This window comes from Acinetobacter colistiniresistens, assembly GCF_024582815.1.
Lineage (GTDB): Bacteria > Pseudomonadota > Gammaproteobacteria > Pseudomonadales > Moraxellaceae > Acinetobacter.
The window spans coordinates 3,711,855-3,724,367 of record NZ_CP102099.1 but is presented as its reverse complement, the minus strand read 5'-3'; the positions used below and the strand labels follow the sequence as shown (position 1 = coordinate 3,724,367).

Genomic DNA, 12,513 nt, shown 5'->3' with positions numbered 1-12,513 from the left:
AAATCTTTAAAGCGATTATTTGCTTTGTAAGGTTTTTAGATCTTTCAAGACTTGATCTGCATGAGTTTGAGTATTCACGCTGGTGTAGTGATACATTACCGCACCTTGAGGATTAATCAAAAAGCTTTCTCGTTTGGCGATCTTGGCAATTCCTAAATTTCGAACGATGCCAAATTTACTGGCCAGTTCGCCTTGATCATCAGCAAGAATCGGGAAGGGTAAACCGAGTTTTTCTGAGAATTTTTGATGTGATGCGACATCATCCAGACTGACACCCAACACTACAGCATTTGATTTGGTAAATTGAGGATACAGTGATTTAAATTGATTGGCTTCTTGAGTACAGCCCGCCGTATTATCTTTAGGATAGAAATATAGCACCACCCATTTACCCTTATACTGGCTTAGTGTATGCCATTTGCCACTCTGATCTTGCAGTTTAAAGTCTGGCGCAGACTGTCCAACCCATTCTTTTTGTGCAGTATCTTGCTTGGAAAATAAGGTACTTTGCGCTGTACTGAGACTAGGCGTGCTGAGTAAAAAAAGTGAACTACATAAAACGAGAACTTTGGACTTTATCGTATTCATCATGTTGATCTCAAAGTGTAATAGCAGCTACTTTAGCAAATTTACAAAAGAGATGTGTTAGAAAATTCTTTACAGGATTTTGATCGATTCTAATTGAATGGTGAATTTAAAAAGAAGTAGAAATAGATGAAAAGTTGGCACAATTTTTTCATTAAATTCGCAGTAACAAAAAGGAATAATCCTTTTAACTTAGTCAATTAGATTGAGTGGTGAAAAATAAATATGAATGATTATTTAAAAATGGTGGGTTTGTAATGAATAAAATAAACACTTTTTTATTAAGCGTCGATGATGCAGATAAAACTTTTTTATCTTTGCAAGATGATGAATTATATTTATATATTCCAGATGTTAAATATAAAAATATACAAGCGTTGAAAGATCGATATCAATTTTTAATAGATGGATCTAAAAGTGAAAATGAAGTGTGGTTAAACTGGATCATCTATCATGACTTGGAGAGAAAAGAGCCTATTGGTACTCTTCAGGCAACAATTTTGAAAGATGAGCACAAGGCTTATATTGGTTATGTAATTTATAAAAAATTTTGGAATCAAGGTTACGGATCTTTAGCTGTAAATTGGCTTAAAAATTTTCTAGAAAAAATGAAGATGTTAAAAAAATAGAGGCTTATGTCGATTATCGGAATATATTTTCAAAAAAATTCTTGAAAAATTCGGGTTTGAAAAAATCGATGAAGAAAATAATGATTATGTATATCGAAAATTCATCTGATGACTTAAATAATCTTAGTTTTAACTTATAAGCAGTAAGTGAATTATGTTTTTTCCCGTGATGCATTTGTTGTATATATTTCATAAATACTAACAGAAAAGGTAAAAGCATGGATGTTGGCGCAGTTCTAATTAAGCTAAAAGCAAATACGCAGGCAAAAGTTGATGCTTGGCAACAAGAAATTGAAAAACGTAAAGCCGAAGCCATTCAGACACTGCAAGCCGAAGGGGTAACCGTTGAATCTTGGTTTCAACTTAAACTGAATGGTGATCATTATTTACTGGCTTATATGCGTGCTAAAGATATTGCGCATGCACAACAGGTAGCAAGAAACAGTGTCTTTGATATTGATCAAGTGCATCGACAGTTTAAGCAACATTGGGAGCAGGTGATTCCTGCACAGCTTTTGGTAGATTTGGAAAATAATAACCAATGTTAATCAGCGTATACTGCATTGACGTTTTTAGAATTGGGCAAGCATGTGAGTTATAAGATTCTACTGATTACAGGATGGGGCGGTGGTGCTGAATTATTAAAACCTTTACATGAGGCTTTAGAACAAAAGGGGCATAGCGTTGAGCGGATCAATATCTTTAATGCGCTGAATGATGACATCTTGCAACAGCATGTTGAACGTGCAGTGAAATTTGATGTGATTGTAGGGTGGTCGCTTGGTGGACAACTGGCAACCTTGCTGGTCGATCAAATCCAGCAACAATATGCTGAAAAGAAAGTTTTAATCACGTTAGCGTCAAATCCATGTTTTGTGGCACAAACAGACTGGATGGCTGCCATGCCTATTGAAACCTTTATCCAATTTAAACAATCATTTGAACAGAATGCGATTAGTACTTTAAAGCGTTTTGGTTTGTTGGTCTGTCAAGGTGCCAGTTCAGCAAAAAAAGACTTTTTGGCTATGCAAAAATTGATTCGTCCACAACCGATTGCCTTGCTTCGGCAGGGATTGCAGTTGCTGGAGCAATTAAACTTGGTTGAGTTGTATGAAAATTATCAGGGCAGACAGTTACATGTCTTTGTGGAGCATGATGCTTTAGTTCCTTACCAAGTTATGCAAAAAACAAAGGATTTAGCTGCAAAGAATCTATGTGTTGTTTCGATTGATGGAGCTTCGCATGGTTTTCCGTGCTTTATGGTTGAGCAGACTGTGCAAATAATTGAAGATTTTATTCAACAGACGGTTTAATCTTGCTTGAATTGAAAGTTATCGCAATATATTTTAGATTTTGACAAGTCTAAGATGTTCACAAGTTCTTCTGTATGAATTTATCTAAAATGTTGATACTCGGTAACGTCATCCACAACCTGCGTGGTTATCGTAAAAGTGATGAAAATGGATGAGTAGATACACTTGGATGGGCTCAGGAAGTGAACAGGTTTTGTGGATGAGCAGCGCTAAAGCTGCGCAAGATGGTTACCCTTGCGGAGCAGCGCTCCTCATCCCGAAAGAAAAGTAGGTCGAGCCGAAGGCTTATCCTGAAATTGGGTGAGTACTCGGAATGACACTGTACAGCACATCATTAAATATTGAATTTATAGAGGTAAAGGATGACAGACCCATTTGATTTAGAACATATATGGCATCCCTATACTTCGATGTTAAATCCATTGCCAACCTTTAAAGTGAAACGTGCCTATGGCGCAACGATTGAATTGGAAGATGGGCGAACTTTGGTTGATGGCATGTCGTCATGGTGGTGTGCCATTCATGGTTATAACCACTCTGAACTAAACCAAGCGGTTACAGATCAATTGCAGAACATGGCGCATATCATGTTTGGTGGTCTGACCCATGAACCTGCAATTGAATTAGGCAAATTATTATTAAAAATCACGCCACCGAGCTTGGATAAGATTTTCTACGCAGACTCAGGTTCTGTTTCGGTTGAAGTTGCTTTAAAAATGGCAGTGCAGTATTGGGCTGCATTGCATCAACCTGAGAAAACCAACTTTATTACCACCCGTTCTGGTTATCATGGTGATACCTGGAATGCAATGTCGGTGTGTGACCCAGTCACAGGAATGCATCAGATTTTTGGGACAAGTTTACCCAATCGAATTTTTGTTCCCGCGCCACAAAGTCGTTTTGATGGCGAATGGAATCCGCAAGATATTCAACAACTCAAACAACAGATCGAACAACATCATCACACTATTGCAGCGCTGATTATCGAGCCAATTGTACAAGGTGCAGGCGGGATGCGTTTTTATCATCCTGAATATTTGCGCCAAGCCAAAGCATTGTGTGAGCAGTACAATTTGCTGTTGATCTTTGATGAGATTGCGACAGGTTTTGGACGCACCGGTAAAATGTTTGCTTGGGAACATGCGCAAGTTGAACCTGACATTATGTGTATTGGAAAGGGCTTAACTGGCGGCTATATGACGCTGTCAGCAACTCTAACCACTAAACAAGTGGCTGAAACAATCAGTCGTGGTGAAGCGGGTGTGTTTATGCATGGCCCAACCTTTATGGCAAATCCACTGGCCTGTGCGGTTGCTTTAAGAAGTACTCAACTATTGGTAGAGCAAGATTGGCAAGCCAATATTGAACGGCTTGAAAAGATTCTTGCTGAGCAGTTAAATGATTTAGCACAGCTCGATCATGTTACTGATGTCCGTGTGTTAGGTGCGATCGGGGTGGTTGAATTAACCAGCAATGTCGATATGAAAACCTTGCAGCAACAGTTCGTTGAACGGGGTATTTGGGTGCGGCCATTTGGTAAATTAGTTTATGTGATGCCGCCGTATGTGATCACGGATGATGAACTCCATTACTTATTAGCACAGATGAGCGAAGTGGTGAAAAATATGCAAGGAGCAAATGCCAATGTCTTTGCTTGATCATTATGCCGAGCAGCTTGAGCAACTTAAACAGCAAGGTAATTTTCGCCAATTTACTGCAAATCAACAGCTGGGAAAATGGATCACCATTCAAGATCGAAGCATGTTGAATCTGGCATCCAATGATTATTTAGGTTTGGCCGCTGATTTAAGTTTAAGAGAAGAATTTCTGGATACGCTGAAAATTGAACGAGCACTCTTTAGTTCATCTTCATCACGCTTGCTTACAGGCAATTTTGCAGAATATGAGCAATTTGAAAATAGCCTAAGCAAAGCATTTGGTCGCACGGCCTTACTCTTTAATAGCGGTTATCACATGAATATCGGTCTTTTGCCTGCCTTGGCCGATAGCAAAACCGTGATTCTGGCCGATAAACTGGTGCATGCCAGTATGATTGATGGCATTCGATTATCGACTGCTCAATATGTGCGTTATCGTCATAATGATTTGCAGCATCTGGAACAATTATTGCAAAAGTATCATCAAGATGAGCAAGTTGAACGCATTATTGTGGTGACTGAAAGTATTTTTAGTATGGATGGCGATGAGACTGATTTGGCAGCATTGGCACAGTTAAAACAGCGCTTTGCCAAAACCATGTTGTATGTCGATGAAGCCCATGCGATTGGGGTCAGGGGTGAGCAGGGTCTGGGCTGTGCCGAACAATATGGCGTATTGGATCAGATTGATTTCTTGGTTGGAACCTTTGGTAAGGCAATTGCGTCTGTGGGCGGCTATATCATTTGTGATTCAATCATCCGTGACTATCTGATCAATAAAATGCGTCCATTGATTTTCAGCACGGCTTTACCACCGATCTCGATGGCATGGTCAGATTTTATTTTTAATAAAGTATTGAGCATGCAGCAGCAGCGTCAGCACTTGACTGAGATCAGTCAGTATTTACAACAGGCGGTAATTGCAAAAGGTTTCTCCAGTCCATCCAGCAGCCATATTGTTCCGATTATCGTAGGTGAAAGCCAAGCGGCCATTGAAAAAGCACGCTATGTGCAGCAACAAGGGTTTTATGCCATGCCAGTACGCCCACCAACAGTGCCACAGAATAGTTCACGCTTGCGTATTTCCTTGACTTCTTTGGTGCAAAAAGCTGAATTGGAACAATTGGTGGAGTGTTTGTGAGCATCAATAAAGCATTGGTTGCACGACGTTTTGCCAAAGCAGGGCAAAGCTATGTTGAGCATGCTGTGGTACAAAAGCAAATTAGTGCGCAGTTATTTGAATACCTTAAAGTGTATTGTCCGCAAAACTTGGATTCAGTCCTAGAGATTGGCTGTGGTTCAGGCAATCTCACCTATTTATGTGAGTCTTATTTTCAGGTTGAGCAACTGTGCTTAAATGATTTATATGCAGATGTGGATCAGCATTTTCTCAATTTTAAATCCCCTCACTTGCGAAGTGATACTTCTCACCCTTTTGTTAAGGGGAGACCTAAGGTTGATTGGCTGATTGGTGATATTGAACAACTGGCATTACCTCAAGGCTTGGATGCGGTGATTTCCAGTTCAGCATTGCAATGGATGATGGATCTGCCTGCATTATTACAACGGATTTATGAGGCGTTAAAACCTAATGGGTATTTCGGTTTTTCTACTTTTGGGCCAGATAATCTCACTGAAATTAAACAACTGACAGATCAAGGTTTAATTTATATTGATCATGATGTGCTGAAACGGCATTTGGAACAGCAAGGCTTTGAAGTATTGTTCATCGCGCAAGAACTGAAGCAGATTTACTTCGATCATCCAAAATCAGTTTTGCAGCATTTAAAGGCGACAGGCGTGACTGCAACAGCCAAATCGCATCGCTGGACCAAGCAATCCTTGCAGCAGTTTTATTTAGATTATCAACAGTTTTATGATGAACAGGGTTTCCGCCTGACTTATGATCCGATTTATGTGATTGCACGGAGAGCAGAGTCATTATCTTTAGGAAATGAGTAGGATTATGCCAGATCGGTTAACGTCCAGACATAATATTGTGCATGGTTATTTTGCATTGAGCATAAGTTTAATGTTTCTGCTGTTTTCTGCTTTCTTCTGGACAATGGTTTGCTTGATTTTGGGTGTTTTACTGATCAGCTTAGGATATATACGCATCTGGAAAAAAGATCAAATCCCCAATCTGATTATTGAAGGGATAGTTTTAATGATGATTTTGTTGTCTTTTGGGTTGGCGAGCTGGATAACAGATTATATGAACCAAAATGCGCCGCGAAAAGCCATGTGTGGTTGGGCTAAAAATATTAAGAAATCCGGCAGAAGCAGTGGTCAGTTTTTATTACGAAATGAGCAGAATAGTCAAATTTTCCCTTATACCTACCAGATACAAGACTATGCAGGTAGTGAAATCTGTATTGAATATTCTTTAGATCAGCGTTTGAGTGATTATCCTTATATTCATGAAATTTACCCTCAAAGTTCGATAACTCAGGGAAAGGAGATTAAATAGATGAGTCGTATTTATTTTGTCAGCGGTATTGATACTGAAATTGGTAAAACATATGCCACAGGCTATCTCGCCAAACTTTGGACCGAGCAAGGGCTACGTGTTATTACTCAGAAATTAGTACAAACAGGTAATGTAGGTATCTCAGAAGATATCGAAAAACACCGTGAAATTATGGGCAGTGGCTGGTTTCAGGAAGATCACGAAAAGCTGACCATGCCTGAAATTTTTACTTATCCTGCCTCGCCACATTTAGCCACACGTCTGGATGGACGTGATCTGGATTTTGCCAAAATCGAGGCAGCGACTAAGGAACTTGCCCAACGTTTTGAGGTGGTGCTGTTAGAAGGTGCAGGTGGTTTGATGGTACCTTTAACTACAGAGATGTTGACTATTGATTATATTGCTCAGCATCAATTTCCTGTGATTTTGGTGACTTCTGGACGTTTGGGCAGTATTAACCATACTTTATTGAGTTTAGAAGCATTAAAGCAGCGTGGTTTGAGTTTGCATGCTTTGGTGTATAACTTAAAGGATGAGTCGAAAGATCCAGTTATTTCGAAAGATACCGCAGATTATTTAAAAGCTTATTTGGCAAAGCATTTTCCTGATGCTCAATGGATTGAGTTGGAAAAGTTTAAATAACTTAAATTTTAATTAGAATCAAAATAGTGGCTCTTCACGGAGTCTCGCTGAGTTCAAGCTAAAGTTAGGGATAAACCACTATGTCTTGCGCTTCAGTTGAAATATATTTCAACTTCGTTCAGGTTCGCCCTACTTTGGTTTCGCCCAAAGTAGGCAAAGGCATTGTCATCCACAAAACCTGCTCTCTCTGTTCTTGTTTTTATTATTTCGCAGAAACAATATATTGCAAAATTCACGCAGGTTATGGATGACGTTTCCGAGTATCATATTTCATCTGAGAGTTTCGATTTTATAAAAGTAAGGCCTAAAATGAACAAGAAAAATAAATTAGCTCTATCCATTTTATTTGGATTTTTGATTCCAGTCTCAACAACTCATGCTGCTGTGCCAACAGATAAAACCATCATTAGTTGGATCACCAACTTACAAGATTCAAATGCCAATCCTCCTCAAGCCATTCAGATTGATTCTACCGAAGCCGTAAAACTGATCTCAGGGGAAGAAGCCTATTTATCGGGCGTGAGTTTTGAAAATGCGGGACGGAATTTTTGGGCTGGTTATGTATTAACCCGTCCCAAATTAAAACAGGCTCGAATCTTAAAAGAGTTTGGTGGTCAATCGAATAGCTTTAAAGTACATCCAACCGTTTATAAAGGTAAGCCGATTCAACTGATCGAAATTGAAAGCGCAGGCTCAGGACAGGGCACGGTTGAATCGAGTAAAAGTCTAGTTTATTTAAATCAATGGAGTACTAAGCTGATTACAAGAGTAGAAGAATCTTCTTATAACGGGCGCTATGATGAAAAACTAGGTGCAGAAGATTGTCGTACGGGACGAGAGAACTCTGGCTATTTAAATGTGATGCCTTATTCACCTTATGTCATTCGAACCACAGTGACGGGGGATGCTTGTAATAACAAACCGCAAGGCTATAAAGTAAGTAGTAAGCTTATTCCGATCATGATCAGTGAAATAAAATAAAAAAAGCAACAAGCGAACTTGTTAGCACAGGAGTAGACTCTCATTATGAGAATAGTTTCTTGTTTTTATTATGTAGTTATTACTGACGATACCGATTTTAGTGACATTGGTTTGTTGAGCTAATGCCATCACCTTCCAGAAGCAAAATGGATTGAGTTGGAAAAGTTTTAGTCTCATCCTTGAATGACGTTATAGTTTTTCATTTTCCAACAAGCTTTGCGCCAACGAAATTTCGGCATTATAGGCCGTTTTATTCTGGGGCTGGGGCAGTTTTATTTGAGGTGGGATACCCAAACGATCGACATCTTTGATGCCTGAATTGACATAAGTTCCTGCATAACTTAAGTAGATTTTATTGGATGGTGTCAATTTTTCAAGCATGTTAGATGCTGCGATAGTGCCATAAGTATTTTGCCCCATCGTGATGACCTTGGGGTTTTGTTTTACAGTTAAGATAAATTGCTCACATGAGCTTCCACATTCTGAACTCATCAAAATCATTATTTTTTTAGGTTGGGCTAAAGCTTCTTTTTTGTTAATGGTTTGTCTAATTTCATTTGTATCAAATAGACTGACCCAACGCCAAGGTTGTGTTCGCAGTTTTGCAGTGATTGCATCATTCCATTTGTTATGTGAAGCACTGTTCAATAATGTTTTATAGATTGCCCATGCTTTAATATTCTCTGGGGTAGAGAACATTTTAGGTGACTGAAACCAGTACTCATGCTGACCTAATAATTGTATTAAAGGGAAATAATTTGAATCATTACCACCGTTATTTTCACGGACATCAATAATGATATAGGGGGCAGTACGAATATTATCCTGATTTTTCTGAATGACTTTTTCTAGTTTTTGTTTCATTCCCTCTCGAAAAGAGGTGACTTTGATATAAGACGTTAATTCAGATAGTTGTTGAGTTTCTATTAAACTTTGATCTGAACTTGAATTTGTGCTGACATGAAAGCCATGAAATATTGATTGATCTGATGCTCTAAGGTGTCCTTTGCGTATCGAGCGTAAAAAAGGCTCAATGATTACAGTACAGTCTTTAACTGTTTTAATTTGGGTCATTTTATTTTGCTGTGTTTTGAATAACCTATTGATAATATCTGGATATTGTTTCCATTCATCTGCATGAATGCCTGCATCATTTTCTAATAAAAAATTTGCAATAAAATTAAAATCTTGTTGGCACTGCTCATTGGTGAATGTGGCGCCAGTCGTTGCTGTATGTGCAAGGCTAGCACAGGCAGTGAGTAATAATGCAATACCGTTTTTTCATGATTAATTAAAAGACACGTATTTGATGTTTGTTTTATCTAAAATGTTGTTGGGGTTGGATGAATGAAATGTACTTTTATAGACACCCTCATTTAATAAAAAATCACTATAATTTCACATATGAGTATGGAAAATATAACTGATTTGAAAGGGTTTTAATTAACTAAAATAATTGATATATATAATTTTTTTAATAAGAAAGGCGTATTGCTGAATGAGCATAAAGGGCAATAAAAAAGCTAACAAGCGAACTTGTTAGCGCAGGAGTAAACTCTCATTATGAGAATAGTTTCTTGTTTTTATTATTTAGTTATTACTGACGATACCGATTTTAGTGACATTGGTTTGTTGAGCCAGCGCCATCACCATTGCAATATTTTTATATTCCGCCTGAGCATCTGGTTTAAATTTAATTTGATCCTGATCGGCTTTTTGGGCCACAGATTCGAATAAAACCTTAAGTGCCTGACGATCTGCAACCGCTTGATCATTCCAGAAAATATGTCCTTGTGCATCGACACGCAGGTTAATCGTTTCTGGTGGCTTCTGATCTGTTGGTGGTGGCGGTGTACCATTCGGCAAATTAATGTTAATGGCATTATTTGGAATCGGGATGGTGATAATGAACATAATCAGCAGCACCAGCATGACATCAATCAGTGGTGTCATATTGACGTCAAGCATCACCTCATCTTCATCCTTTTTTGAACCTACATTCATACCCATCTGTGGTTCCTCCTGTTATTGTGCGGAAGCAGGCGGAGTAGTGACAAATGCAATTTTGCCAATCCCAGCTTGTTGAGTTGTACTAATCACTTGATCAATTGCTTCATAGTGCGTCAATTGATCACCACGAATATGAACCTCAGGTTGTGGACGCTTTTGTGCTTCAACTTGTAAACGTGCGAGTAGGGTTTCCTTATTTGCAACGTGTTGTTCATTCCAAAAAATATCCCCTGTTTTATTCACTGAAAGCTGGATATTTTGTGGGGTGGTGGCATAAGGCGTATTTTTCTCTTCTGGGAGTTTAACTGGAACGGTATGCGTGACCACTGGAACTGTGATTAAAAAGATAATCAGCAGCACCAGCATGATGTCGACCAGCGGTGTCGTATTAATCGTCCCAATGACTTCATCGTCACTTTGATCAGAATTTATCATCATGCCCATAGCATTCTTCCTTATTTAAGATCACGGTCTGGGTGATTGCGATTTAAATCACCGCTGAGTAATACCGCATGTAAATCCGAACCAAAGGAGCGAACATTGTCCATTACGGCTTTATTACGACGAGTTAACCAGTTGTAGCCCAGTACCGCAGGCACTGCGACAGCCAAACCAATCGCCGTCATAATTAAGGCTTCGCCCACAGGGCCTGCTACTTTATCAATCGATGCTTGGCCTGAAATACCAATCGCGGTCAGCGCATGATAAATTCCCCAAACTGTTCCAAATAATCCTACGAAGGGTGCTGTTGACCCAACGGTTGCAAGGAAGGCCAAGCCATTACTGAGATGACTTTGTACTTTTTCGATAGCACGTTGAATAGAAATGGTCACCCATGTGTTGAAATCAATACGCTCTAATAAGGTGCCATCGTGATGTTTGGTCGAACGAATGCCTTTTTCAGCAATATAACGATAGCTACTATTGCTATTTAAGCTTTCTGCTGCGCTATTCAGCGATTCTGCTTCCCAGAAATGACGTTCCGCTTCTGTGCCATGACGCTTGATTTTACTTTGCTGAAACACTTTAGACAGAATGATGTACCACGTACCAATTGACATCAGCACCAGGATGAATAAAGTCGATTTTGCAACTAAATCACCTTCGCGCCAGAGGGCTTCCAAGCCATAAGGGTTATGTACTTTTTCCACTGTTGCAGGTAATGGTGGTGGTGTCGGTGCAGCTTGTGCAGTCGCATCGGTACTGGTTGTGGTAATGGCGGTGGTCTGCGTAGTTTCATCAGCCCAAACAGCTGCAACTGGAAGTAAGGTCGTTCCTGCAATGAGACCAATTGCCGCGATTCTAGAAATACGTTTTGCTGTGTTTTTCATTTTAAATTCTCCAAAAATTTGTTTGTTCAATGCTTTTCTTTAGGAAATCGTGAATGGATATTCGATTTCGTACCAGTCTTGTTGTGGTACACCGTCTTTCATGGCTGGTTTAAATGTGCACAAGCTATAGGCTTTGACCGCTGCTTTATCCAGACTTTTACTACCACTCGATTTTTTTACTTTTGAGTCAATCACTTTACCTGAGCCATCGACCAGTACCCGAATACGCACCGTACCTTCTTCTTCATTCATCAAGGCTTCACGTGGATATTCAGGCTTTTGGCAACCTGCTTCACCTTCAGAAACACCACGCGAGATCCCCGCAGGTTTTGGAGGCGGAGCTGCAGCTGCTACGGGGGCTGATGGTGCAGCAGCAACAGGGCTTGGACTTGCAGTAGCAGGCGCGGGTGTTGGTGTCGCCACGGCTGTTTTAGTCGGTTGGGCAGGTGCTGGTTTTTGCACAGGGGTGACTTTCTCCACCTGTTTCGGTGGGTCAGGCATCTTGGCCACTTTTTCGACCATCTTCGGTGGTTCTGGGGGCTTTTCTTTCGGTTTAGGTTCCTCAGGTTTTGGCGGCGGTGGTGGTTTGATGTCCTGAATAATCTGTAGCTCTACAGGTTTATCGACAGGCTTGCTAAAGTCTGTCGCTAAACTTGTCATCAGAATATAGGCGATAATGAGATGTAGAAATAACACCAGACCAATGCCGACTAGGCGTTTGGCGGGTTGATTTTCATTCTCAGAAAAGGGGATGCCCATAATTACTCCTGAAATTACAATCATGGATTCACCATCGTTTGGAGGATGAGACCAATTAAAAAATTGATACTGACCACTTTAATTTTTGATGAATCAGAGGATTGCGGTAAACCACTACGACAGAACAAGAGTGAT

Annotated in this window: 15 protein-coding genes; 9 read left to right on the top strand and 6 right to left on the bottom strand. The window is 39.7% G+C overall.

What is annotated here, in order from left to right; all coding sequences use genetic code 11:
- Positions 1-15: 15 nt before the first annotated feature.
- Positions 16-591, bottom strand: a complete 576-nt coding sequence (locus NQU59_RS17910) for a peroxiredoxin (protein ID WP_005239344.1) — start codon at positions 589-591, stop codon at positions 16-18.
- Positions 592-842: 251 nt separating this feature from the next.
- On the opposite strand from NQU59_RS17910, the gene NQU59_RS17905 reads away from it, so the two are divergent.
- The 9 genes from NQU59_RS17905 to NQU59_RS17865 all read left to right on the top strand — a co-directional run bounded on the left by NQU59_RS17905 (position 843) and on the right by NQU59_RS17865 (position 8,278).
- Positions 843-1,214, top strand: a complete 372-nt coding sequence (locus NQU59_RS17905) for a GNAT family N-acetyltransferase (RefSeq protein WP_257064339.1) — start codon at positions 843-845, stop codon at positions 1,212-1,214.
- A 218-nt stretch (positions 1,215-1,432) separates the two neighbouring features.
- Positions 1,433-1,762 (top strand): DUF6176 family protein, encoded by a 330-nt coding sequence (locus NQU59_RS17900; protein ID WP_257064337.1) that lies wholly within the window; start codon positions 1,433-1,435, stop codon positions 1,760-1,762.
- A gap of 42 nt (positions 1,763-1,804) precedes the next feature.
- The gene (locus tag NQU59_RS17895; protein ID WP_257064332.1) at positions 1,805-2,527 is read left to right on the top strand and encodes an alpha/beta fold hydrolase; all 723 of its coding nucleotides are present in this window, start codon (positions 1,805-1,807) and stop codon (positions 2,525-2,527) included.
- A gap of 362 nt (positions 2,528-2,889) precedes the next feature.
- Complete coding sequence (gene bioA / locus NQU59_RS17890; RefSeq protein WP_257064331.1) at positions 2,890-4,185, top strand: adenosylmethionine--8-amino-7-oxononanoate transaminase; 1,296 nt, start codon at positions 2,890-2,892, stop codon at positions 4,183-4,185.
- Entirely contained in the window at positions 4,172-5,326 is a 1,155-nt protein-coding gene (locus NQU59_RS17885; protein WP_043971256.1) for an 8-amino-7-oxononanoate synthase, read from the top strand. Before bioA ends, NQU59_RS17885 begins: the two co-directional genes overlap by 14 nt.
- Entirely contained in the window at positions 5,323-6,147 is an 825-nt protein-coding gene (bioC, locus tag NQU59_RS17880) for a malonyl-ACP O-methyltransferase BioC (RefSeq protein ID WP_257064330.1), read from the top strand. The genes NQU59_RS17885 and bioC overlap by 4 nt, the downstream gene beginning before the upstream one ends.
- A gap of 4 nt (positions 6,148-6,151) precedes the next feature.
- On the top strand, positions 6,152-6,655 hold the full coding sequence (locus tag NQU59_RS17875) for a hypothetical protein (RefSeq protein ID WP_257064329.1): 504 nt from the start codon (positions 6,152-6,154) through the stop codon (positions 6,653-6,655).
- The gene (gene bioD, locus NQU59_RS17870; protein WP_257064328.1) at positions 6,656-7,297 is read left to right on the top strand and encodes a dethiobiotin synthase; all 642 of its coding nucleotides are present in this window, start codon (positions 6,656-6,658) and stop codon (positions 7,295-7,297) included.
- 309 nt (positions 7,298-7,606) lie between these two features.
- Complete coding sequence (locus tag NQU59_RS17865) at positions 7,607-8,278, top strand: hypothetical protein (RefSeq protein WP_010589903.1); 672 nt, start codon at positions 7,607-7,609, stop codon at positions 8,276-8,278.
- 189 nt (positions 8,279-8,467) lie between these two features.
- Here the strand turns inward: NQU59_RS17865 and NQU59_RS17860 are convergent, their stop codons facing one another.
- From NQU59_RS17860 to NQU59_RS17840, 5 genes are all read right to left on the bottom strand, one after another.
- Entirely contained in the window at positions 8,468-9,352 is an 885-nt protein-coding gene (locus tag NQU59_RS17860; protein ID WP_257064327.1) for a S41 family peptidase, read from the bottom strand.
- A gap of 516 nt (positions 9,353-9,868) precedes the next feature.
- Positions 9,869-10,288 carry an ExbD/TolR family protein gene (locus NQU59_RS17855; RefSeq protein WP_005239324.1) on the bottom strand — a complete coding sequence of 140 codons (420 nt, stop codon included), beginning with the start codon at positions 10,286-10,288 and terminating at the stop codon, positions 9,869-9,871.
- A gap of 15 nt (positions 10,289-10,303) precedes the next feature.
- Positions 10,304-10,732 carry an ExbD/TolR family protein gene (locus NQU59_RS17850; protein WP_005239323.1) on the bottom strand — a complete coding sequence of 143 codons (429 nt, stop codon included), beginning with the start codon at positions 10,730-10,732 and terminating at the stop codon, positions 10,304-10,306.
- Positions 10,733-10,743: 11 nt separating this feature from the next.
- The gene (locus tag NQU59_RS17845) at positions 10,744-11,619 is read right to left on the bottom strand and encodes a MotA/TolQ/ExbB proton channel family protein (protein WP_005239322.1); all 876 of its coding nucleotides are present in this window, start codon (positions 11,617-11,619) and stop codon (positions 10,744-10,746) included.
- 39 nt (positions 11,620-11,658) lie between these two features.
- Entirely contained in the window at positions 11,659-12,378 is a 720-nt protein-coding gene (locus NQU59_RS17840) for a TonB family protein (protein ID WP_005239321.1), read from the bottom strand.
- Between the last annotated feature and the right edge of the window lie 135 nt (positions 12,379-12,513).